The sequence below is a fragment of the Cellulophaga baltica genome (assembly GCF_018861125.1).
Taxonomy (GTDB): domain Bacteria; phylum Bacteroidota; class Bacteroidia; order Flavobacteriales; family Flavobacteriaceae; genus Cellulophaga; species Cellulophaga baltica_A.
In genome coordinates, this window is sequence record NZ_JAHKQN010000005.1 from 202,583 (window position 1) to 224,820 (window position 22,238).

General features: G+C 32.0%; 20 protein-coding genes. 2 read left to right on the forward strand and 18 right to left on the reverse strand.

Going from position 1 to position 22,238, the window contains the following annotated elements; genetic code table 11:
* The 6 genes from KO500_RS01630 to KO500_RS01655 all read right to left on the reverse strand — a co-directional run bounded on the left by KO500_RS01630 (nt 1) and on the right by KO500_RS01655 (nt 6,392).
* Complete coding sequence (locus KO500_RS01630; protein ID WP_215954750.1) at nt 1-1,002, reverse strand: homocysteine S-methyltransferase family protein; 1,002 nt, start codon at nt 1,000-1,002, stop codon at nt 1-3.
* A 131-nt stretch (nt 1,003-1,133) separates the two neighbouring features.
* Nucleotides 1,134-2,507 carry a DUF58 domain-containing protein gene (locus KO500_RS01635; RefSeq protein ID WP_252732402.1) on the reverse strand — a complete coding sequence of 458 codons (1,374 nt, stop codon included), beginning with the start codon at nt 2,505-2,507 and terminating at the stop codon, nt 1,134-1,136.
* Between the two features lie 9 nt (nt 2,508-2,516).
* The gene (locus tag KO500_RS01640) at nt 2,517-3,500 is read right to left on the reverse strand and encodes an AAA family ATPase (RefSeq protein WP_215954751.1); all 984 of its coding nucleotides are present in this window, start codon (nt 3,498-3,500) and stop codon (nt 2,517-2,519) included.
* A gap of 28 nt (nt 3,501-3,528) precedes the next feature.
* Nucleotides 3,529-4,710, reverse strand: a complete 1,182-nt coding sequence (locus tag KO500_RS01645) for a DUF4350 domain-containing protein (protein ID WP_215954752.1) — start codon at nt 4,708-4,710, stop codon at nt 3,529-3,531.
* Nucleotides 4,703-5,425 (reverse strand): hypothetical protein, encoded by a 723-nt coding sequence (locus KO500_RS01650; RefSeq protein ID WP_215954753.1) that lies wholly within the window; start codon nt 5,423-5,425, stop codon nt 4,703-4,705. Before KO500_RS01650 ends, KO500_RS01645 begins: the two co-directional genes overlap by 8 nt.
* The gene (locus KO500_RS01655) at nt 5,415-6,392 is read right to left on the reverse strand and encodes a stage II sporulation protein M (RefSeq protein WP_215954754.1); all 978 of its coding nucleotides are present in this window, start codon (nt 6,390-6,392) and stop codon (nt 5,415-5,417) included. The genes KO500_RS01650 and KO500_RS01655 overlap by 11 nt, the downstream gene beginning before the upstream one ends.
* Before the next feature lie 22 nt (nt 6,393-6,414).
* Here KO500_RS01655 and KO500_RS01660 point away from each other — a divergent pair, with 22 nt between their 5' ends.
* Nucleotides 6,415-7,173, forward strand: coding sequence for an RDD family protein (locus tag KO500_RS01660; protein ID WP_215954755.1), 759 nt, complete (start codon nt 6,415-6,417; stop codon nt 7,171-7,173).
* Between the two features lie 94 nt (nt 7,174-7,267).
* Here the strand turns inward: KO500_RS01660 and KO500_RS01665 are convergent, their stop codons facing one another.
* The 10 genes from KO500_RS01665 to KO500_RS01710 all read right to left on the reverse strand — a co-directional run bounded on the left by KO500_RS01665 (nt 7,268) and on the right by KO500_RS01710 (nt 16,038).
* Nucleotides 7,268-7,663 carry a DUF805 domain-containing protein gene (locus KO500_RS01665; RefSeq protein WP_215954756.1) on the reverse strand — a complete coding sequence of 132 codons (396 nt, stop codon included), beginning with the start codon at nt 7,661-7,663 and terminating at the stop codon, nt 7,268-7,270.
* 6 nt (nt 7,664-7,669) lie between these two features.
* Nucleotides 7,670-8,038 (reverse strand): DUF805 domain-containing protein, encoded by a 369-nt coding sequence (locus tag KO500_RS01670; RefSeq protein WP_215954757.1) that lies wholly within the window; start codon nt 8,036-8,038, stop codon nt 7,670-7,672.
* 168 nt (nt 8,039-8,206) lie between these two features.
* Nucleotides 8,207-9,268, reverse strand: a complete 1,062-nt coding sequence (locus KO500_RS01675) for an NAD(P)/FAD-dependent oxidoreductase (protein WP_215954758.1) — start codon at nt 9,266-9,268, stop codon at nt 8,207-8,209.
* Nucleotides 9,269-9,313: 45 nt separating this feature from the next.
* Nucleotides 9,314-10,111 (reverse strand): uroporphyrinogen-III C-methyltransferase, encoded by a 798-nt coding sequence (gene cobA / locus KO500_RS01680; RefSeq protein ID WP_215954759.1) that lies wholly within the window; start codon nt 10,109-10,111, stop codon nt 9,314-9,316.
* A complete protein-coding gene (locus KO500_RS01685; protein WP_215954760.1) occupies nt 10,111-12,201 on the reverse strand; it encodes a HEPN domain-containing protein in 2,091 nt (696 codons plus the stop codon). Before KO500_RS01685 ends, cobA begins: the two co-directional genes overlap by 1 nt.
* Before the next feature lie 69 nt (nt 12,202-12,270).
* Nucleotides 12,271-13,518, reverse strand: coding sequence for a sulfate adenylyltransferase subunit 1 (locus KO500_RS01690; protein WP_215954761.1), 1,248 nt, complete (start codon nt 13,516-13,518; stop codon nt 12,271-12,273).
* Between the two features lie 81 nt (nt 13,519-13,599).
* A complete protein-coding gene (gene cysD, locus KO500_RS01695; RefSeq protein WP_215954762.1) occupies nt 13,600-14,505 on the reverse strand; it encodes a sulfate adenylyltransferase subunit CysD in 906 nt (301 codons plus the stop codon).
* 48 nt (nt 14,506-14,553) lie between these two features.
* Complete coding sequence (locus KO500_RS01700) at nt 14,554-15,177, reverse strand: phosphoadenosine phosphosulfate reductase domain-containing protein (RefSeq protein WP_215954763.1); 624 nt, start codon at nt 15,175-15,177, stop codon at nt 14,554-14,556.
* A 12-nt stretch (nt 15,178-15,189) separates the two neighbouring features.
* Nucleotides 15,190-15,453, reverse strand: a complete 264-nt coding sequence (locus tag KO500_RS01705; protein WP_215954764.1) for a DUF2061 domain-containing protein — start codon at nt 15,451-15,453, stop codon at nt 15,190-15,192.
* Nucleotides 15,454-15,627: 174 nt separating this feature from the next.
* Nucleotides 15,628-16,038: an RrF2 family transcriptional regulator gene (locus KO500_RS01710; RefSeq protein ID WP_215954765.1), complete on the reverse strand. Its 411-nt coding sequence runs from the start codon at nt 16,036-16,038 to the stop codon at nt 15,628-15,630.
* 201 nt (nt 16,039-16,239) lie between these two features.
* Between KO500_RS01710 and KO500_RS01715 the strand changes: the two genes are divergently transcribed.
* Nucleotides 16,240-17,508 carry an arylsulfotransferase family protein gene (locus KO500_RS01715; protein ID WP_215954766.1) on the forward strand — a complete coding sequence of 423 codons (1,269 nt, stop codon included), beginning with the start codon at nt 16,240-16,242 and terminating at the stop codon, nt 17,506-17,508.
* A gap of 81 nt (nt 17,509-17,589) precedes the next feature.
* Here the strand turns inward: KO500_RS01715 and KO500_RS01720 are convergent, their stop codons facing one another.
* Together KO500_RS01720 and thrA are read right to left on the reverse strand one after the other, a co-directional pair.
* Nucleotides 17,590-18,753 carry a trans-sulfuration enzyme family protein gene (locus KO500_RS01720; RefSeq protein WP_215954767.1) on the reverse strand — a complete coding sequence of 388 codons (1,164 nt, stop codon included), beginning with the start codon at nt 18,751-18,753 and terminating at the stop codon, nt 17,590-17,592.
* Nucleotides 18,754-18,799: 46 nt separating this feature from the next.
* Nucleotides 18,800-22,183 carry a bifunctional aspartate kinase/homoserine dehydrogenase I gene (thrA, locus tag KO500_RS01725; RefSeq protein WP_215954768.1) on the reverse strand — a complete coding sequence of 1,128 codons (3,384 nt, stop codon included), beginning with the start codon at nt 22,181-22,183 and terminating at the stop codon, nt 18,800-18,802.
* Nucleotides 22,184-22,238 lie beyond the last annotated feature (55 nt).

Below are 22,238 nucleotides of genomic sequence, written 5' to 3' on the forward strand. Positions count from 1 at the left end.
CTAAGAACCAGCAATAGTTCTAGGTTCAACATCCTTTACAATATTAGCAATTGCAGTTATATGCTCAGGTGTTGTACCACAACAACCACCAACAATATTTACTAAATTCTTTTCTACATATTCTTTAATCTGTGAAGCCATTTGCTCAGGAGTTTCATCATATTCCCCAAAAGCATTTGGCAACCCTGCATTTGGGTGTGCAGATACTGCAAAATCTGTTTTAGCAGATAAAACCTCTAAATGTGGCACCAATTGATTTGCACCTAATGCACAATTAAAACCAACTGATAAAATCGATATATGTGATATTGAAATTAAAAATGCTTCTGCTGTTTGCCCAGATAATGTTCTCCCTGATGCATCGGTAATTGTACCACTCACCATTATAGGAATATCTATATTACGCTCATCTTTTACCTCTTCAATTGCAAAAAGTGCTGCTTTTGCATTTAACGTATCAAAAACTGTTTCTACCAACAATATATCTGAACCTCCATCTATTAAAGCTTCTACTTGCTGTTTGTATGCAATTCGCAATTCATCAAAAGAAACCGCTCTGTAACCAGGATCATTCACATCTGGTGACATACTTGCTGTTTTATTTGTTGGACCAATACTACCCGCCACAAAACGAGGTTTATTTGGTTCCTTCGCTGTAAATTCATCAGCAACTTCTTTTGCAATTCTTGCAGATTCATAATTTAGTTCATAAACTAAATCTTCCATAAAGTAATCGGCCATTGCAATGGTTGTTCCTGAGAACGTATTCGTCTCTACAATATCAGCACCTGCTTTAAAATATTGACGATGTACATCAGCAATTGCTTCAGGTTGTGTTATTGATAACAAATCATTATTTCCTTGTAATGGGTGTTCCCAATCTTTAAAACGCTCTCCCCTAAAATCTTCTTCAGTAAATTTATGGCGCTGTAGCATTGTTCCCATTGCTCCATCTAATACCAAAATGCGTTTTTGTAATTCTTCTTGAATGTTCTTCTTCATAGCAAATAAACCTCCTAATATTCCTGGAAATCACTTTATTTTAATGATTTGCAAAGGTATACCATAGACTATTCTTTACCAAGTATAGAAACAGGATACAACAGGATTAAAAATAGATGTTAAAAAAAATACTATAATAAGCCTTTTGCCTTAATCTCTAAGTATTTATTTATCGAGTCAATCGTTAAGTTTTGAGGCTCCGTGAGAATGGTTTGTATGCCATATTTATTTAACTCTGCAACAATCAATTTTTTATCGTAACTAAATTTTTCTGCTATTGTTTTATCAAAAATTTCTTGAGTAGTTTTTGCTTCATGAGTTTTTAATTGTTCTAACTCTGTATTTTTAAAGAAAACAACCACCAACATGTGACTTTTATTGATTGCTCTTAGGTAATTCATTTGCCTATGTACCGCATCTAAACTAGCAAAATTAGTATACAAAAGTAATAAGCTTCGGGTAGTAATTTTTCGCTTTATATGGCCGTACAAATTACCAAAATCAGATTCATTAAAATCTGTATTCACATTATACAATGATTCTTGTATTAAATTCATTTGCGCATTTCTACGCTCTGCAACTACAAAATTATCAGGCTTTTTTGAAAAAGAGAACATTCCGGCTCTATCGTGTTTTCGAACTACAACGCTACTAATCACTAAAGCCGCATTTATTGCATAGTCTAACAAACTAAGATTTTCAAAAGGCATTTTCATTACCCTGCCTTTATCAATTATAGAATATACTTGCTGTGATTTTTCATCTTGAAATTGATTTACCATCAACTGGTTGCGCTTCGCTGTTGCTTTCCAATTGATGTCTTTTATATTATCACCCTGCACATAATCTTTAATTTGTTCAAACTCAAAAGAATTACCTATACGTCTTATTTTCTTAATTCCGAATTGGAGACTGCTTTGGTTTAATGAGATTAAGTCATACTTTTTCAATTGCAAAAAACTCGGATAGGTTTTCACCATCTGAGATTCCCCGAATGAAAACCTACGCATAGCAAAACCTATTTTAGTTGTTGTGTACACATGTAATTTACCAAACACATATTCACCTCTTTCCGTAGGTCTAATTGTATAACTTATTTCTTTTTTATTATTTGAAGTAATACTTGTTTTTATATTAAAATCTCTTTGCTGAAATTGAACAGGAAGTTCATCTATTAAAGAACAATATGCTTTTAACGAATAGTTATTTTTCAAAACAATATTAATTGTATTATCATCTCCATTTGAGAATTTTTCAGGTAATTCCCTAACCGCATCAATTCCTTTTTTTGTTAAAAAAAGAATTAAAACATCAACAAGAACAAGAGCTAAAAACACAAACAACAACAGTTTTGCAATTAGCAATAAACTTGAAAAAATAAAGCTTAGCACAAACAAAACTATGATCCCGAACATCGCATAAAAAAAGCGATTGTTTAAGAACAAGTCTTTAAAAAACTGAACTAATGGCATTCTAGAAAATTCTGATGTGTTTTTTGCTGACATTCAATTTCCTTATTTAGGAATTTCTACACTTTGTAAAATATCATTAATAATTTGCACTGATGTTATTCCTTCCATTTCTCTCTCTGGAGTAATTATAACTCTATGTTGTAATACCGGTATTGTAATTTGTTTTATATCTTCTGGAGTTACAAAATCTCTACCGTTAATTGCTGCAAAAGCTTTACTTGCTTTTAAAACTGCAATTGAAGCTCTTGGTGATGCTCCTAAATATAAAAATGGATTGTTACGTGTGTTCAATATAATCTCAGCTATATATTTTATTAAATGCGGTTCTACAATTACTTGAGAAATTAAACCTTGATACGCTATAATTTTTTCTTTACTTAAGCTATTTGTTATTTGTGCAAGCTTAGTAGTTTTACGCTCGTGTTCTCTTGTTATTATCTCTATTTCATCTTCTAAATTTGGATAATCAATAGTTATTTTAAAAAGAAAACGATCTAATTGCGCTTCTGGTAAACGGTAAGTTCCTTCTTGTTCTATTGGATTTTGGGTTGCCAAAATCATATACGGTGCTTCTAATGGGTATTTTACACCATCCATAGTAACTTGCCTCTCTTCCATAACCTCAAACAAAGCAGCTTGAGTTTTTGCAGGAGCTCTATTTATTTCATCAACCAAAATTATATTAGAAAAAATAGGCCCTTTTTTAAATTCAAAATCTGAATTTTTTAAATTAAAGATAGATGTACCCAATACATCCGAAGGCATTAGATCTGGCGTAAATTGAACTCTACTAAAATCTACCTCTAACGATTTTGCCAATAATTTAGCTGTTATAGTTTTCGCAACACCTGGCACACCTTCTAACAAAACATGACCTTCAGCAAGTAGTGCTGTTATTAATAAATTTGCAATATGTTTTTGACCTACAATTACTTTAGCAAGTTCTGCCTTTATTTGTTCAACACTTGCTTTAAGCTCTTCTAAATTTAATCTGCTATTAAATTCAATATCGTTGTTTTCTTCCATACTATATTGTTTTTTCCTGCTAGTGGAATTATTGTTTATAGAATTTTTCTATTTCTTTATTCAATGCTTTTAAAGGCTCTTTTGTACTAAATTGATGTGATTTCATTTTTATGACCAAACTCACTAGTTGTTGAATTTCTTCAAGAGGTTTCCCAGAACGCAAAGCCAACTTAGTTACAAAATCTTCATTCAATTTATCGGTAGACAAATGGTACTTACTTCGTACATGCTCTAAAAAATGGACTATCATTTTTTGAATAACACCATTATAATCCTCTGCTTCATAATGTAAATTACTAACTGTTTGTACAAATTCCGTTGTTGTATTTTTTAATGGATTTTTTATAGGAATAATGCGTTGCCTACGTTTAGCATTAAACAACATAAACAAACCAATGGCTAATAGTAACAAATACCAACCCCAACGTAGCGGTTCTTTTGATAAAATATAACGCAAAGGACTGCTACTAATTTCAGGATCTAACTTTACGGCTTTATCTACTAAAATTGGTAACGTAGGTAAAAATGAAATTACATTGCTAACATAACCTGTATTTTCAGCTTGTAACATTTGATAATTCGTGAAAACTTCAGGAGAAGTATGAATATAAAAAATGCCATTACCGTAAGGCACACCTATAAAGTTGGCATGGTCTTTATTATCGTAAGATTTCAAATACCCCAATCTTTTTCCTTCCATAATAGAGTCGGAAATATAACTTGTGCCATAAGGCACTTTTGGAGAATACTTTAAAGAATCTTTTGAGTGAAATAAATACAAGGTTTTATCTTCTTGTTTTAATTCTACAGGATCATACTCTACTTTAAAATGCAATGTATCTTGCATGTATTTTGGAAAATAATATGCCGAAATAAAGGCCTCATTACCATAATCTACATATTGAAGTAAAGAGTTGAATGAAGTATCATCAATATCATAACTACCCGATACACTAACGTAATTTTTTAAAGTATCTTTTTCCTGCATTCGCAAATGCTGATCGTACTCATAAAAAGTTGTATAGATTTTCTTAGCAGATTTACCCTTAAAGTAAAAAGGAAGTTGATCATAAAAAACCTTAGTGTCTAACGGTTTTGTCTCATTCTCATTAAAGGCAGGAGTCCAATCTAACTCATTACCTTGATTCAAAAAAAGCAAAATGCTCACAACTACAACCCCAATAATTATAAAAATTGTTTTTTTACGCATTTTTAAAAGATTTTAAAATTTGCGAATAAACAGTGGATGCTGTTGTATACTCTTTTTCATCAATAGCAAACTCTCCGTACCAAATATACGTATAGTAATAAGTTGCTTTATTAAAACCTGTCGCATAGGCAGTACCCTCTAAAGCAATTTGATAATCATAAGTAGTTTTTTGAGAATCATAACTAATAATATTATATTGATCTAATTTTTTAAGAACCAATAAATAATTATAACGTACTGCCAAACGATAATCCTTAGCCTGCAAAGCTTCATCTATTAAAGCTTCAAAATTCACCTCTTGTATATTTTCTCCTATTTCATAATCAAGTTCATTCGCCGCATCTTTCTTTCTTTTAAACAACCACCTACCTTCTTTATTTAAAACCATTTTTACAATAAGAAAAACAACGCCTCCTATTATTAGAACATATAACAGAATTTTAAGATTTTCTATTATGTTTAAAGCATTTTCATCTCTAATACTAAACAGGTTTGAAATCAAATCTTTTAACCAAGCATTAAATTTATCGACGTATGAAATTGACTCTACATAATCATAGGTTGCACCTTTATAATCTTCTTTATAAGAATTTGGCAACACACGTACTTCTTCTGGTTGATTAGGAACGATAGCTTCTTGCCCAAACACCGTAGTTATGCCTATCGAAAAATAAAACATAAACAATATCAAATATGCTGTTTTTTTATTTTTCAATGGTCGTAGGAATTATTTTTTTATACACTTTAAAAGGATAAACTAGGAAGTAATAGGAGATTGCACCAAGGGTTCCTAAAATAATAAAAAGCGCCAAAAAATTAGGCATACTATCTGAGTAACGTGTTACAAAACCTTCTAAGAAACCTGCCGCAATTGTAAAAGGAAATGTACTAATCACAATTTTAATACTATCACGCATACCTCTTTTAAAAGAATTTATTCTTGAAAATGTTTTAGGAAATAAAATACTTGCCCCTAAAATAAACCCTGCAGCCCCTTCAATTACAATCGCAAAAATTTCCATTGCACCATGAATCCAAATACCTTTTGCACTTTTCCACAACACACCTTCTTGTTCAAAAAAGTACTGAAAAGCGCCTAACATAATTCCATTTTGTAACAAAACATAACCTGTACCAATACCACCAGTAACACCAAAAGCAAAACTTGTAAGTCCTACTTTTAAATTATTAAATGTTATACCAATAAAACTCCCCCAATTACTACCGCTTTTATAAATAGCAACCGGATCACCATTTTCTATATTCTGTAATGTTTCATTTACGTAACTATTCCCTAATATTAAACGAACAAAAGTATCATCATTCGCTGCGGATACAATACCCATTAAAACAGCAATTAAAAAAAAAGAAAAAGAATATAGAATATACCGCCTATACTGATAGACTAGTAACGGTACTTCAATTTTAAAAAAATTTACAAATACGTTAGACTCTTCTCTTTTTGTTTGATAAATTTTTTGATAAACCCGAACTGCAAGATTATTAAGATATGTTACAAGTTTACTTTTTTTGTAGTATGTTTGAGCATAAGCTAAATCGTTAATTAAGTGAAGGTATAAATTTGCTAAATCATCAGGGTTATCAATTTTTTTTTGCTCAATTGCTTTTTCAAATTGTAACCATTTTTCTTTATTTTGTCTAATGAAGGCAATTTCTCTCATGCTTAACAAATAAAATCATATAATGGCAGAAATACAAATTACTACTACTCAAAATGTAACAATAGCTTTTACTGCCGCTGAAGTAGGAGAACGTATTTTAGCTTACTTTATTGACTTAATAATAAAAATTGCTTACGTAGGCTTAGTAATTACCATTCTTGGAGGACTTTCTAATAATGGAGGTATAGCCTTTGAAGAGAATTTTGATAGTGACCCATGGAGCATCATGGCTGTAATTATTATTTTAGGTGCGCCCGTTTTTTTATACACCATTGTTTCTGAATCGCTAATGAATGGACAAACTATAGGGAAAAAATTAGCCAAAATTCAAGTTGTAAAAATTGATGGGTACCGTGCTAGTTTTTTAGACTTTTTCATTAGATGGGTGATGCGTTTTGTTGACATTAATATTTTTTCTGGTGTTATTGCTTTAGTTTCTATTGGGAGTTCAAAAAAGCATCAAAGATTAGGCGGCATGGCTTCTGGCACAGGAGTTATCACCCTAAAAAATAAAGTAAATATTAGCCACACCATATTACAAGAAGTTTCAGATGATCATAAACCAACTTACCTATCAGTTATAAAACTCTCTGATAATGATATGCGTATTATAAAAGAAAATTTTATTCGTGCTAGAAAATCACAAGATTTTAAAACGATACTTATTATAAAGCAAAAAATAATTGATGTAATTGAAGAAGAACCTAAAGAAGGTGTTACGGCTGAAAACTTTATTACTTGTATTTTAAAAGATTACAATCACTTTACTAAAAACATGTAAAAAAAGATTGTCTAATATATTTTAAATTAAAAAAGAGAGGTTAAACAGAACTATGTTTCACCTCTCACTTTTTTAATTCTTTTATAGTTTGTTATTAAGCTTGTGAAACTCCTATATCATCAAGTTCATTATTAATTGGGTCTTTCGGATTTAGTCCGTATTCATTAGTTATAGAGTCTCCTTCAACACACATTAACACCAAAAACCAAACCCCACCAATTACAGGAACAAAACGAACTAATATATACCATCCGCTTTTACCCTGATCATGCAATCTACGAACAGCTAATGCTAAAGAAGGAATTATTATTGTTAATATATAAAGCCCTAATGGATATGCTATATATTCCTCGAGTCCGATTGCAGCTCCAATAAAAACAACTCCAAGAACGACTATTATATTAAAAAGCACAAACATCCAATATTCTTTTCTCCTAGACCTACCGGAAAAATCGGCATATTTTTTAAAAGCTAATAAAAACCACTCCATACTTTTTTAAGCTTCTGACACACCTATATCATTAAGCTCACTATCTGGATTTTTTGGATCTAGACCGTATTGATTCGGACCTACTTCACCATTAGTACATAATAAATAAAGATTGTAAAAAGGAATTAATAAAAACCAGCCACTTTTACCCACATCATGCATTCTTCTAACTCCTACAGCTAAAGTTGGAATAAGTATCCCTAAGCTATAAATGGAGTTTATTCCAAAGCCTTCTAGACCCAATACCGCCCCATCAATAATACTAAGGACCACACTAATTATTGTACTAAACAAATAAAACATCCAATACTCTTTTCTTCTAGATCTACCTTTAAATTCTGAGTACTTTTTAAGCACCATTAAAAACCATTCCATAAATTATATTTTTCTAGTTAAATTGATTTGTTTAAAATTAACGATATTTTTCTTTTAAAATTATCTACAACTTTAACTTTTAACTCCTACATATTGTTTTTGGAATAAACAAAAATGAAAAAGCCTTCCATAATAATGGAAGGCTTTTATTATAATACATTAAAGTTATTACGATATGCTCTGCACTACTTCTTTTTTAGCTACTTTTTTAGAACCATCAAATCCTTCAACACCACCAACAGTAGTATATTTCATCACATAACGCTTTCCTGGGTTTATAATTTGATATGCAAACTGACACATAACTGCAGCTTCATGGAAACCAGATAAAATTAATTTTAATTTACCCTCGTATGTATTCACATCTCCAATAGCAAAAACACCTGGTATGTTTGTTTGATAATCTTTTGCATTATTTACTTTAATAGCATTTTTCTCAATTTCTAAGCCCCAGCTACCAATAGGTCCTAATTTAGGAGATAATCCAAATAATGGAATAAAGTTATCTACTTCAAGAACAGTTTGTCCTTTTTCGGCATCGTTATGCTTAATAGTAACAGACTCTACCTTTCCATCGCCTGCAACACCAATAACTTCAGCTTCAGTATGTAATTGAATTTTACCTTGCTTTGCTAATTCTCTTGCTTTTTCAACTGAATCTAAAGCTCCTCTAAATTCATTTCTACGGTGTACCAAAGAAACCTCTGAAGCAACATCCGCTAAGAAAATAGCCCAATCTAAAGCTGAATCTCCACCACCAGATATTACAACTTTTTTATCGCGATATACTTCTGGATCTTTAATAAAGTAATTAACCCCTTTATCTTCATAATCAACGATATTCGGAATTAAAGGTTTTCTTGGCTCAAAAGAACCTAAGCCACCAGCAATTACAACAACTGGCGCATGGTGTTTTGTACCTTTATTAGTAGTTACAATAAATGAACCATCTTCTTGCTTATCTAAAGTCTCAGCACGTTCACCTAATGTATAACCTGCTTCAAAAGGCTTAATTTGTTCCATTAGATTATCAACTAATGTTCCTGCTAAAACCTCAGGGAAAGCTGGAATATCATAAATTGGTTTCTTTGGATATATTTCTGAACATTGACCACCAGTTTGTGGTAATGCGTCAATTAAATGACATTTTAATTTTAATAATCCTGCTTCAAAAACGGTAAACAAACCTGTTGGTCCTGCTCCAATAATTAAGATATCTGTTTTTATCATCTCTCTACTAATTCAAAAAATTAATGACTGAATAACATTGACTAATTATAATGTTGTTACTTGGTCACTTTGTTTATATGTTTCTATTGCACTTTGTAGTGCGCTTCTATGATTTACTACTTCGCCAATAATGATAATAGCTGGGTTTGTCAATTGTTTATTTTCAACTACCTTTTCAATAGTTTCAATTGTCGCTATACCAATTTTTTCATTCTCACGAGTTCCGTTTTGAATAATTGCGATTGGTGTTTTTTGTTTGTTTTCTTTTTTAAACAAACTGACAATAGCAGGTAATTTTGACATTCCCATTAATATAACCACTGTTGCATTAGATTTTGCCGCTAAAGCAACATCATTAGACAACTTATGTTCTTTTGTTGTTCCTGTAATTACCCAAAAACTTTCAGAGGCACCTCTTTTAGTAACTGGAATATTTTGCGATGCAGGAACAGCAACCGATGATGAAATACCAGGCACCATTGCAACTTGCAAACCAAATTGTGCCGCATATTCCATTTCTTCAGCTCCGCGACCAAATATAAATGGGTCACCCCCTTTTAAACGAACCACATTTTGTGTTTTACCACGCTCTACAATCAGTTCATTTATTTGCTCTTGCTGATACGAATAACAACCTTTTCGCTTACCCACAAATACTAGCTCTGCATTAACTGCGTGGTTTAATAATTCCGGATTTACTAACGCATCATACAAAACCACATCTGCTAATTGCAATGCTTTCACTGCTTTTAGAGTGATTAAATCTGGATCACCAGGACCCGCACCAATTACGGTCAGTTTTCCTGTTGCCCCTGAATTTGTATGTTGTTGATTCTTATTCATTATGCGTTTGCTAGATCTGCATTTCTAAATTCTTGAACTTTTTTCAAGAAGCTTTTTGTATCTTCTAAATAGTTTTTAGCAAATTCCTCTGATGGCTCATTTTTATTAATTTGAAGAATAAATTCCTCAAATCCTATTTCTAAACCAATTCTATTATTTGCTACAAACTTCTCATCAAAATCTTTGATAATTGCCGCATGTGTATTTGTTTTTACATTCTCAGCAGTAAGTATTGCTTTTGCAGTATTTACCATTGAAGAATATGAGTGATAAATACTTGCCGCCCACTTACCTTCTTCGAAAGTAGCTTCTGCTGTTTGTATTTTTTCTTCACTCTCAAATAATAAAGTTGCAATTAAATCAATAACTACACCAGCACATTCTCCAACACCAATTGCTTTTACGTATTCTTCTGAATTACCCCAATCGATAAAATCATCAGCTGTTAAGTTAGTAACATCAGTCAAATCTTTCAATAAATCGTAAAAATACATTTGCTCTTTTTCAGCATAGTACGTTGGGAATGAAGCTCCATCACCATTTGCATCAAAATCATTTAAGATAATACGCAAAGCTTCTGGACCTCTTTTACTTGGTATTTTTACAACTTTATCTGCAAATCTACCTTCACCATTACCCATATTACCACCACCTAACAATACTTGTAAAGCTGGCGCAACTAATTTATCTTTTGTACGAACAGACATCCCTTGAAAACCAATATTTGCCATGTTGTGTTGACCACAAGCATTCATACAACCACTGATTTTAATTACCACATCTGGGTTATTAATATAATCAGGGTACTCTTCTTTCATTACTTTTTCTAACTCATCAGCAATACCTGTACTACTTGCAATACCTAAATTACAGGTATCTGTACCTGGGCACGCTGTAATATCTATCGCCTTATTGTAACCAGCTTCCGTAAACCCTAATTTACTTAATTCTGCATAAAAGAAAGGTAATAATTCTTCTTTTACATAAGGGATTAATATATTCTGACGTAAACTTAATCTAATTTCATCAGCAGCATACTTTTGAATTAAATCTGCTAAAGCACGAGCTTCTTTTAGGTAAAAATCACCTAATAAAACCTTCACACCAATAGCGACATAACCTTCTTGCTTTTGAGCAATTACGTTAGTAGATTTCCAAGCATCGTAAGCTTTTTGATCTTCTATAGTTACATTTGGAACCTCAACCTCAGCAATCTGAGCTTTTGGATACGCTTCAGCGTCAATTGAAAATGATTTTACAGGAACAGCTAATTGCTCTTCTTCTAATAAAGCTTTAAAACCATCTAATCCCAAATCTTTCATTAAGAATTTTAAACGTGCTTTTGCTCTACTCTTACGTTCTCCGTATCTATCAAAAACACGAACAACACCTTCCATTAAAGGAATTATTTTATCAGATTCTAAAAAGTCATACAACAACTCAGCGTGACGAGGTTGCGAACCTAAACCACCACCAAGCATAACTTTAAAACCTCTTACTCCATTTTCTATCTTAGCAATAAATCCTAAATCATGCATGTAAGAAAGTCCGGTATCAGCATCACTTGAAGAGAAAGAAACTTTAAATTTTCTTCCTAATTCTTGACTGATAGGGTTTCTTAAAAAGTATTGAAACAATGCATGTGCGTAAGGTGAAACATCAAAAGGCTCATCAACATCAATACCAGCCGTTTCACTTGCTGTTACATTACGCACTGTGTTACCACAAGCTTCACGCAATGTTATATCAGACTTTTCAAGTTCAGCCCACAATTCAGGAGTTCTATTTAAATCCACATAGTGAATTTGAATATCTTGACGCGTTGTAATATGTAAACGCCCTCTAGAATATTCTTCAGAAACATCACATATTCTTCTTAATTGTTCAGAAGAAACTTTACCGTAAGGTAATTTAATACGAATCATTTGTACGCCTTCTTGACGCTGACCGTAAACCCCACGAGCTAAACGAAGACTTCTAAATTTTTCTTCATCTATCTTACCATTGTGAAACATATCAATTTTGTTTGCTAAATCGATAATATCTTTTTCTACAATTGGATTTTCTATTTCTGTTCTAAAACTTTGCATGTTTTTGAGTATTGAGCAGTTTTAATGAAAGTGACAAACACTTTTAAAATACTACTATTTTTATATTATTTACTGAATAAATCCAGCTCCTACTGTATTATTCGTTTTGGTATCAATTAAAATAAACGAACCGTTTGTTCTATGATCTTTGAATGCATCGAAGAAAATTGGCTTATTTAATTTAAAAGTAACTTTTGCTATATCATTCATTCCAAGACCTTCAACGTTTTCATCAATACCTGAATAATCTGGATTTATTTTATGGTGAATTTTATCAACCTTAGCTAATACTTTATTCACACCATGTTGAACAATATATTTACCACCTGCTTTTAATTGGTCTGAATCCATCCAAGAAATTACAGCTGTAAATTGTTTTTCTATTTGTGGCAACTCATTTGCTCTAACAATCATGTCACCTCTACTTACATTGATTTCATCTTCTAATGTAATAGTAACAGACGAACGTCTTGAAGCAGTTTCATATTTTTTATCGTAAGCGTAAATTTCTTTAATCTTAGATTTTGTTTGTGAAGGCAAAGCAACCACCTCATCACCAACACTTAATTCACCGCCATATACTTTACCTGCAAAACCTCTAAAGTCATGAAAATCATCAGTCTTAGGACGAATTACAGATTGTACTGGAAAACGTGGTGTACCTGAATTAAAAATATCTTTTCTATCTAAACCTTCTAAATGCTCTAATAGTGTTTGACCAGAATACCAAGGTGTATTTTCAGATTCATTTACAACATTATCACCTTTTAAAGCACTAACTGGAATGAATGTAATATTTTGATCTTGATAATCTCTCTTTGCCATTAACTCTGTAAAGTCAGCTTTGATTTCGTTATATCTTTCTTCCGAAAAATCAACTAAATCCATTTTATTAATCGCTACAATAACATCTTTTACACGAAGTAAGTTATTGATAAAGAAGTGACGGTTTGTTTGTTCAATTACACCTTTACGAGCATCAATTAAAATAATTGCCGCTTGTGATGTAGATGCACCTGTTACCATGTTACGGGTATATTCTACATGACCTGGAGTATCTGCTATAATGTAACTTTTCTTAGCCGTAGAAAAGTATATATGTGCAACATCAATAGTAATACCTTGCTCACGCTCAGCTACTAAACCATCAGTTGCTAAAGAAAAGTCTAAATAGTCATATCCTTTTTGCTTACTTGTTTTTTCGATAGCCTCTAACTTATCACTCGTAAGTGATTTTGTATCGTATAGAATTCTACCGATTAAGGTACTCTTACCGTCATCTACACTACCTGCTGTTGCTATTTTTAGTACTTCCATTATTTTATTGTTGTTGTTTGACACTTTAAAAGCATCAATCTATATTTTTATTTAAGTTGATTTTTTATTTAAAATCAACTATTAAAAGTATCCTTGTTGTTTTCTTTTCTCCATTGCTGCTTCAGAACGCTTATCATCAATACGCGCACCTCTTTCAGAAATACTTGAGTCTCTAATTTCACTTACAACTTTATCAATACTAACTGCATCAGAAAGTACTGCTGCTGTACAAGACATATCACCTACAGTACGAAAACGAACCAAACGCTCTTCAACAACCTCATCTTCATCACGGAAAACGATATCATCTTCAGCAGACCAAATCATACCATCTCTAACAAATGTTTTACGTTTGTGTGCAAAATATATTGATGGAATTTCAATTTCTTCTTTTTGAATATAAGACCAAACATCTAATTCTGTCCAGTTAGAAATTGGAAAACAACGTACATTTTGACCTAATTCTATATCACCATTCAACATATCAAATAATTCAGGACGTTGGCTTTTTTCATCCCACTGACCAAAATCATCACGAACTGAAAAAATACGTTCTTTAGCTCTTGCTTTTTCTTCATCTCTACGAGCACCACCAATACAAGCATCAAACTTAAACTCTTCAATAGCATCTAATAACGTAGTTGTCTGCAAAGAGTTTCTACTAGCATATCTACCAGATTCTTCTTTTACTTTACCTGCATCAATCGAATCTTGCACATTACGTACAATTAACTCAACCCCTAATTCTTTTGCTAAACGATCTCTAAATTCTATTGTTTCAGGAAAATTATGACCTGTATCAATATGCATTAAAGGAAACGGAATTTTTGCTGGCCAGAATGCTTTCTGCGCCAAACGAACTAACGTAATTGAATCTTTACCACCTGAGAATAATAAAACTGGTTTCTCAAATTGAGCAGCAACTTCTCTTATAATGTAAATTGCCTCGTTTTCTAATGGATTTATATGCGATGTATCTTTATTCATCTTTTTATTTTAATTCTTTATTCTATACTCAAGTTTAAACTGAAAATACTAGGTATGCAAACCACATTCTCTATTTTCTAAAACTTTTGTTGGGTCAAAATATTTATGCTCATTTGGTAATTTATTCTCCTCTAAATAAGCATCTAATTTAGCATCATCCCAGTGATAAAACGGACTTACTTTTAAAACACCGTCTTTACTTACACTAAAAATATCTAATGAGTTTCTTAAAGCAGTTTGTCCTTTTCTAAGGTTTGTAAACCATACTTGAGGTTTATGTGCTGCCATTGCTCTACCAAAAGGCTCTAATTTTACTTGCTCCGTGAAAATTGCATGATTAGGATCATCAATACCAGGAATACCCATCACCGCATCTCTATGAGATGATGTTTGCTTAGGTACGTATAAATGAATATTTAAACCTAATTTTTCAATTAACTCTTCTGCATGCTTATAAGTATTTGGTGTATTATAACCAGTATCACACCAAATTACTTTTATATCTTTATTTACAGCAGTAACTGCATGTAAAATATTTACCTCGTAAGGTCTGAAGTTTGTTGTAACTACTGCATTACTATTTTGCTCTAAAGCAAATGCTATTATAGCTGCAGGTGAAGCATCAGCAAACTTAGTATTCCAATCTTGTATGTTTTCTTCTGTAAAAGCCATAACTCGTATTTCTTATTTACCCCATTTAATTTTATTCCACATTCTTTCATGGAAAAAATACAGTATCATTTTTGTAAAAAGCTCAACAATACCTATTGAAAAAGCTAACTTTAAAGTCCCCGTTACAATCCACGAAATAATTACCGTGTCTATTGTTCCAATAACCCTCCAACTAATTGACTTAACAATGCTTCTTCTAGGATCTTCAGATTTTGCATCTTCCTTGTAAGTCGTTTTCGTATTTTCTTTATCTAAAATCAATTGATCTGCTATCATGTGATTAATCTTTTCTATTACCCTATCAAACTAATAGAGTTTTCAAAAATAATTATTATTCTTATACTAAGACGTTAATACTTGTATAAAATTACTATTACCCTATGGTTTTAGTAGATTTATAAAAAAAAGAAAGAAAAGCTAACAATTATTCAATAGAATTTGGAATAATCTCTAAGAAATTAAGTCTGAAAGCATCGTATTACGGTAAATTTCAAGATTGCTATCACGCACCTGAAGCATTAATTTGTGCACGCCACAAATTGCTTCATCAGGGCAATCGTCACATTTTTCATAGAAGTTTAAACTTACACAAGGCACCATTGCTATAGGCCCTTCTAAGACACGCATAACATCTGCCATTTTAACTTCTGTAGCATCTTTAATTAAGTAGTAACCGCCACCTTTACCTTTTTTACTTCCTAAAAACCCTGTTTTTCGCAAAGACAATAATATGGTTTCTAAAAACTTTTGAGATATGTTTTCAGCATTTGCTATTTCAGAAATTTGCACTGGTTTTTTACCTTCTTGTCGCGCTAAAAAAGTAAGTGCTTTTAATCCGTATTTTGTCTTTTTTGATAACATAAGTGGCTAAGATACTCAAATTTCACAAAACCTTTAAATCCTATATATTAACTAGAATTAATGTTTTTAAGTGGTTTATGAATTAATAAATTAAAGTTCACTGAAAGATAACACCTATTCACTGATTACTTTTGAATAAATAAAATTTATTACAATAAAAAAGGTTATACCAGTATATGAACTTAATGAAAACGAAAGAAAATGAAAAAGCAAATTTACTTTAGACCTTTATTACAACTTATAATTCTAACATCACTTGTTACTTTTAGTGCTTGTAGCAGTGATGATTCTGAAACAATTACAGATGAAACCGATGACGAAAGCACCGAAGAAAGTGCTATTGACACTGATTCTTATATTTTAGTTGCTGATACAAATAACCAAGGTGCATATTTAATAAATCACGATGGTGATGAACTTTTTGAATGGGAATTTGACAGAAGTTTAGGAAACGATGTCAACCTTTTAGATGATGGAAGTTTAGTTGTTTGCCTTAAAGGTGACAATCCAGAAATCACCTTAGGAGGTTATGGTGGAATTATGCGTAAAATTAATGCTGACCAAACCATTGACTGGGAAGTTTCTTATTACTCAGGTGATGATTATATGGCTCACCACGATGTTGAATATTTATCAAGTGGAAATATTATTTTTCCTGTTTGGGAAAAAGTAACTTCTGCAGAAGCAAGTGAATTAGGATTTTCAGAAAATTTAGATATTTTTCCAGATGCTATTATTGAAATGGATCCTTTGACAGAAGAAATAGTTTGGGAATGGCATGTTATTGACCATTTGGTACAGGACTACGATAGTACAAAAGAAAATTATGGTGTTGTTGTAGATAACCCAAATAAAGTTGACATTAACTATAACAATACGCAAGAAAATGGAGATTTAATGCATTTTAATGGTTTAACTTTAGATGAAACTAATGATATTTTATATATCACTGTAAATAATTATAGTGAAGTCTGGGTTTTAGACCATAGTACCACAACTGCTGAGGCTAGCACGAGTAGTGGTGGAAACTATAATTTAGGAGGAGATTTAGTATATCGTTTTGGTAATCCGCTTGCATATGATAATGTTGGCGATATTACTTTAAACAATGTTCATTACCCTAATTTACTAGACACAGGAAATATGTTAGTTTTTGCGAATGACGTCTATGATAATCAATCTGAAGTAGTGGAATATGTTCTAAATCCCCCTTATGAATTAGTTGCTGGTCAAGATAACGAACCTACAGTAACTTGGAGTTTTACAGACTCTGAACTATATTCTTCCGGTTTAGGTAGTGGCGTTCGCATGAGTAATGGAAATACTTTAATTGCCGAAGGTAGAGATGGTACTATCTGGGAAGTTAGTGATAGCGGTGAAGTACTATGGCAAAATACAAATTACAATACAGTTTGGAGAGCCTATGCATTTTTAACTGATGACCCAGCTGTAACAGCTTTAGGACTATAAAAAACAAGAACACTATATTTAATAAGCCTCTATATTTATATAAATATAGAGGCTTTATTTGTTAATTTAAAATAATACTAACTATCCTAGTGCCTGATTAACATCAGCAATAATATCATCTATATGCTCTAAGCCTACTGACAACCTAACAGTACCATCAGTGATATTAACAGCTTCTCTTTCCTGCGTTGTTAATTTGCTATGTGTTGTTGATGCCGGATGTGTTACAATACTTCTTGAGTCCCCTAAATTAGCCGACAAAGACAATAATTTTATTGAATCAAAAAAGTTTCTTCCCGCTTCCAAACCACCTTTTACTTCAAAAGCAACAATAGTTCCACCTGCTTTCATTTGCTTTTTAGCAATCTCATACATTGGGTGAGACTTCAAAAAAGGATATTTTACCCAATTCACTTTTGGATGGTTTTCTAAAAACTCCGCTAATTTTAAAGCGTTTTCACAATGGCGATCTACACGAACAGCCAAAGTTTCTAAACTCTTTGATATTACCCATGCGTTAAATGGCGAAAGTGCAGGACCTGTAATACGAGAGAAACGATATACTTTGTCCATTAATTCGGCACTACCAACAGTAATACCTGCTAATACACGGCCTTGACCATCCATTAATTTTGTTCCTGAATGAATTACTAAATCTGCTCCAAACTTTATTGGTTGTTGTAAATACGGCGTTGCAAAGCAATTATCTATCACTAAAATTAAATTATGCTTTTTAGCAATTTTACCTAAGGCTTCTAAATCCAAAACATCTACTCCAGGATTTGTTGGCGATTCAGCATAAATTATTTTAGTTGACGGTTTTATTAATTTCTCAATAGAATCTAAATCATCAATTTCAAAATAGTCTGACGATACATTCCATTTTGGGAAAAAAGTTGCAAACAAATTATGTGTAGAACCGAAAATATTACGTGCAGAAATAATATGATCCCCACTATCAACCAATGCCGCTAATGTTGAGAAAACTGCAGCCATACCTGATGCAAAAGCAAAACCAGCTTCAGCACCTTCCATTTTACAAACTTTTTCTATAAACTCATTTGAATTTGGATTAGAATATCTCGAGTAGATATTACGATCTTTTTCTTCACCAAAAGAAGCTCTCATATCCTCCGCATCTTCAAACACAAAGCTTGAAGTAACATACATTGGCGTAGAATGCTCTAAAAATTGCGAACGCTCTGTTTGAGTTCTAATTGCTTCTGTTTCGAAATTATTTTTCATTTTATAAGTATTATTTTTTTAAGCTTCAATAACTAAATATATGAAGTTAATTCTTCTCAATTACTCTTAAGATATCACCAAAAACCCCACGTGCAGTAACTGCTGCTCCTGCTCCTGCTCCTTGAATTACTAAAGGATTTTCTCCGTACGATTCTGTATATATTTCAATAATAGAATCCGACCCTTTTACTTGTCCTAAAGCACTTTCTTTAGGCACAGATATTAATTTCACCTCTAAATTACCTTTTTCTTTTTGTAAATCACCAGATAGATCACCAACATATCGCAAAACATGATTTGGCTTTTGCTCTTCTTTAATTTTATCAAAGATAGGATCTAGTGTTTCTAATTTACTTTTAAACTCCTCCACATCTACATTATGTAATGTTTTCGGAATTAAATTCTGAATATCTACATCTGAAAACTCGTTACTTAAATCTAACTCTCGAGCTAAAATCAATAACTTTCTTCCCACGTCATTACCCGATAAATCTTCACGAGCATCAGGCTCCGTAAAACCTTTTTTCATTGCCTCAGTTAATATAGAAGAAAATGGCCTATCTACTTCTGAAAAAGTATTAAATATATAACTCAGAGAACCAGAGAACACCCCTTTAATTTGAGTAATATTTTCACCTGACAAATGTAGCAACTTAATAGTATCAATTAAAGGCAACCCTGCCCCCACATTAGTTTCATACAAATATTGCTTCTGACTTTTCTCTAATTCTGCTCTCAAGTTCTGGTAAAAATTAAAACTCAATGTATTTGCAATTTTATTTGACGAAACTAAATCAAAACCATTTTCAATCATTCTTGAATAGGACTCTACAAAAGTTTTACTCGCTGTATTATCTACTGCAATTAAATTCTCTAAATGATGCTGTTTTGCAAAATCAAAAATCGAATCTAAATTAAATTCTACTCCATTTTCATCTAACTCAGCTTTCCAGTTTTTAGAAATACCTTTTTTATTTAGTACTACTTTTCTTGAATTTGCTACAGCAAAAACATTTAATTGTATTCCTTTACGCTCTTCAATACTTTCTGCAGATGCTAATATTTGATCTATTAAAGTTCCACCTACATTTCCGTGACCAAAAACAGCAATATTAACTTTTTTACTAATTCCGAAAACCTGACCATGCATCACATTTAATGCTTTATACAAATCGGAGCGTTTTACAACCAAACTCACGTTTTTACCCGTAACCGTATTGTTGAACAATAACGGGACTATCTGATTTTTTATTAACTCATTAAATGGCTTATGAAAAGAACTCAAATCTTGCCCAACAATTGAAATTACTGAGACATCATTTGAAACCGTAATCATATTCACATCTTTAGTTGCAAAATCAGAAGTAAATTCTTCTAATAAAACTTCTTTTGCTTTAAGAGCTTTATCTGCATCAACCACAAAACCTAACCCACGTTCTGATGAACCTTGTGAAATGATGTTTACACTAATATTATTTGCACTAAGCGCTTTAAAAACACGCGCATCAACACCAACTTTACCCAATAAACCACGACCTTCAAAATTAACCAAGGCCACATCTTCAATCACAGAGAGGGATTTTATACCTTCTTCACTTGTCTTCGCACTTATCAATGTTCCATTATTATCATCATTAAAAGTGTTTAATATACGCAGTGGAATATTTTTTTCAATTAACGGAATAATTGTTTTTGCATGCAATATTGTTGCTCCAAAATTCGCTAATTCATTCGCTTCGCTATACGACAGTTCTTCTATTCTTTTTGCATCTGCCACGTAATCAGGGTTAGCAGTGTAAATACCATCAACATGTGTATAATTTTGCAATTCAGCAGCATCTAAAAAGTTTGCTATTAAAGATGCTGAATAATTACTACCATTTCTACCCAAAGTAGTGGTTTCATTATCTCTGCTTGACGCTATAAAACCCGTGATAACAGGTATTGTATTTGCATCTAATTTTGAAACAGCAGTCAACACATTCTCTTTTGAAAGTGCCTCATAAACCTGAGCATCACCAAAATTAGTATCTGTTTTAATTAAACCTCTTGAATCAATAAGCGATGCTTTAACACCATTATCATTTAATAATTTTGTAGTAACCTTACCTGAGATTAATTCCCCAAAAGCTAAAACTTGATCTTTAATTTTTGTACTATAATCACCCAATAAAGAAACACCTGAAAATAAATTTTCTAGTTCTGTAAACTCCTTGGATAAATCAATATTAAAATCATTTACTTGGTATGTTTTAAAAGCTTCAAAATCGTCAGTATACTTTTTTCCTAAAGCTGCTTTTTTAAGAATGACTTCCAATTGATCTGTTGCTTTACCTCTTGCAGAAAGTACGACACCAATATTCTCACCATTGTTAACTTTAGTAGTGATAATATTCAAAACTCTTTGTAAACCCTCACCATTTGCTAAAGATTTCCCTCCAAATTTTAATATTTTAATTCGCTGACTCGTTTCATTCTGATCAAAGACTCTCTTTAATAATTGTTCCATTTGCTGAAATTCAATTAAAAAAGCATCATGACCATGTAACGATCTAACTTCCCCATAAGTAACATTACTGTTCACTTGGGCTAATTGCTTAAAAGTATCTTTGTTTTCTTCTGCAGTAAAAAACAAATCAGAATCTACACCAATAATATGAATGTTCGTTGCACTTTTTTCAATCTGGCTAAAGGCATCTTTATTATCACGGGTAATATCAATTGTTTTTAACAATTGATTCATTAATTTATACGCCGATAACTGAAAACGCTCTTGTAATTTAGTACCGTGATGCGTTAACCAACTTTCTACATTAAAAACATGCAACTCTTCATTTGTACTTCTTTTAAAACGTTCTTTAAAAGATTCTGGTGTGCGATAGCATAACATTGCATGCATACGAGCATCATGTACAGGTTGTTTTGAGTTAATTAAAAATTGTTCTTGAATTTGACAGTTTGCAATTAACCAATCTGTTGATTTCCAATCTGACGCTACAGGAATTAAATGTTGCGTAAGGTTTGGCTTTAAAGCAATCATTTCCCAAGCGATACCGCCTCCCATTGAACCTCCTATAAGTGCGAACAATCTTGAAATCTGAAGCTCTTCTAAACCTAATAAAAAAAGTTTTGCAATATCTTGTGCTACAAAATCCTTATAATTTTCAATAACAAAACCATCATGACCGTTACCTGGCACATTAAAAGCTAATATGGTATATTTTTGTGTATCAATACACTTACCATCGCCAATTAATGCAGACCACCAACCGTTTTCACCTGCAACATCAGAATTACCTGTAAGTGCATGATTTACCAAAACTATTGGCGCCGTGTGCAATTCAGGTCCAAAAATTTGATATGACAATTTAAAGTCTTGAGTTGTACCGCCGTAGTTGGTGTAATTATTTATTTTTAAATGATGTAGCATCGTAATCTAAATATTTATGAGATGAAATAACTCAACTTTTTATAAAAATTACCAA

Coding starts and splice junctions, on each gene's coding strand:
- cysD (WP_215954762.1), bottom strand. CDS start 14,505: ATGAATAAAGATACATCGCATATAAATCCATTAGAAAACGAGGCAATT.
- KO500_RS01645 (WP_215954752.1), bottom strand. CDS start 4,710: ATGCGTAAAAAAACAATTTTTATAATTATTGGGGTTGTAGTTGTGAGC.
- KO500_RS01660 (WP_215954755.1), top strand. CDS start 6,415: ATGGCAGAAATACAAATTACTACTACTCAAAATGTAACAATAGCTTTT.
- KO500_RS01685 (WP_215954760.1), bottom strand. CDS start 12,201: ATGCAAAGTTTTAGAACAGAAATAGAAAATCCAATTGTAGAAAAAGAT.
- KO500_RS01715 (WP_215954766.1), top strand. CDS start 16,240: ATGAAAAAGCAAATTTACTTTAGACCTTTATTACAACTTATAATTCTA.
- KO500_RS01700 (WP_215954763.1), bottom strand. CDS start 15,177: ATGGCTTTTACAGAAGAAAACATACAAGATTGGAATACTAAGTTTGCT.
- KO500_RS01655 (WP_215954754.1), bottom strand. CDS start 6,392: ATGAGAGAAATTGCCTTCATTAGACAAAATAAAGAAAAATGGTTACAA.
- KO500_RS01630 (WP_215954750.1), bottom strand. CDS start 1,002: ATGAAGAAGAACATTCAAGAAGAATTACAAAAACGCATTTTGGTATTA.
- thrA (WP_215954768.1), bottom strand. CDS start 22,183: ATGCTACATCATTTAAAAATAAATAATTACACCAACTACGGCGGTACA.
- KO500_RS01665 (WP_215954756.1), bottom strand. CDS start 7,663: ATGGAGTGGTTTTTATTAGCTTTTAAAAAATATGCCGATTTTTCCGGT.
- KO500_RS01705 (WP_215954764.1), bottom strand. CDS start 15,453: ATGATAGCAGATCAATTGATTTTAGATAAAGAAAATACGAAAACGACT.
- cobA (WP_215954759.1), bottom strand. CDS start 10,111: ATGAATAAGAATCAACAACATACAAATTCAGGGGCAACAGGAAAACTG.
- KO500_RS01675 (WP_215954758.1), bottom strand. CDS start 9,268: ATGATAAAAACAGATATCTTAATTATTGGAGCAGGACCAACAGGTTTG.
- KO500_RS01670 (WP_215954757.1), bottom strand. CDS start 8,038: ATGGAATGGTTTTTAATGGTGCTTAAAAAGTACTCAGAATTTAAAGGT.
- KO500_RS01635 (WP_252732402.1), bottom strand. CDS start 2,507: ATGTCAGCAAAAAACACATCAGAATTTTCTAGAATGCCATTAGTTCAG.
- KO500_RS01710 (WP_215954765.1), bottom strand. CDS start 16,038: ATGTTATCAAAAAAGACAAAATACGGATTAAAAGCACTTACTTTTTTA.
- KO500_RS01640 (WP_215954751.1), bottom strand. CDS start 3,500: ATGGAAGAAAACAACGATATTGAATTTAATAGCAGATTAAATTTAGAA.
- KO500_RS01720 (WP_215954767.1), bottom strand. CDS start 18,753: ATGAAAAATAATTTCGAAACAGAAGCAATTAGAACTCAAACAGAGCGT.
- KO500_RS01690 (WP_215954761.1), bottom strand. CDS start 13,518: ATGGAAGTACTAAAAATAGCAACAGCAGGTAGTGTAGATGACGGTAAG.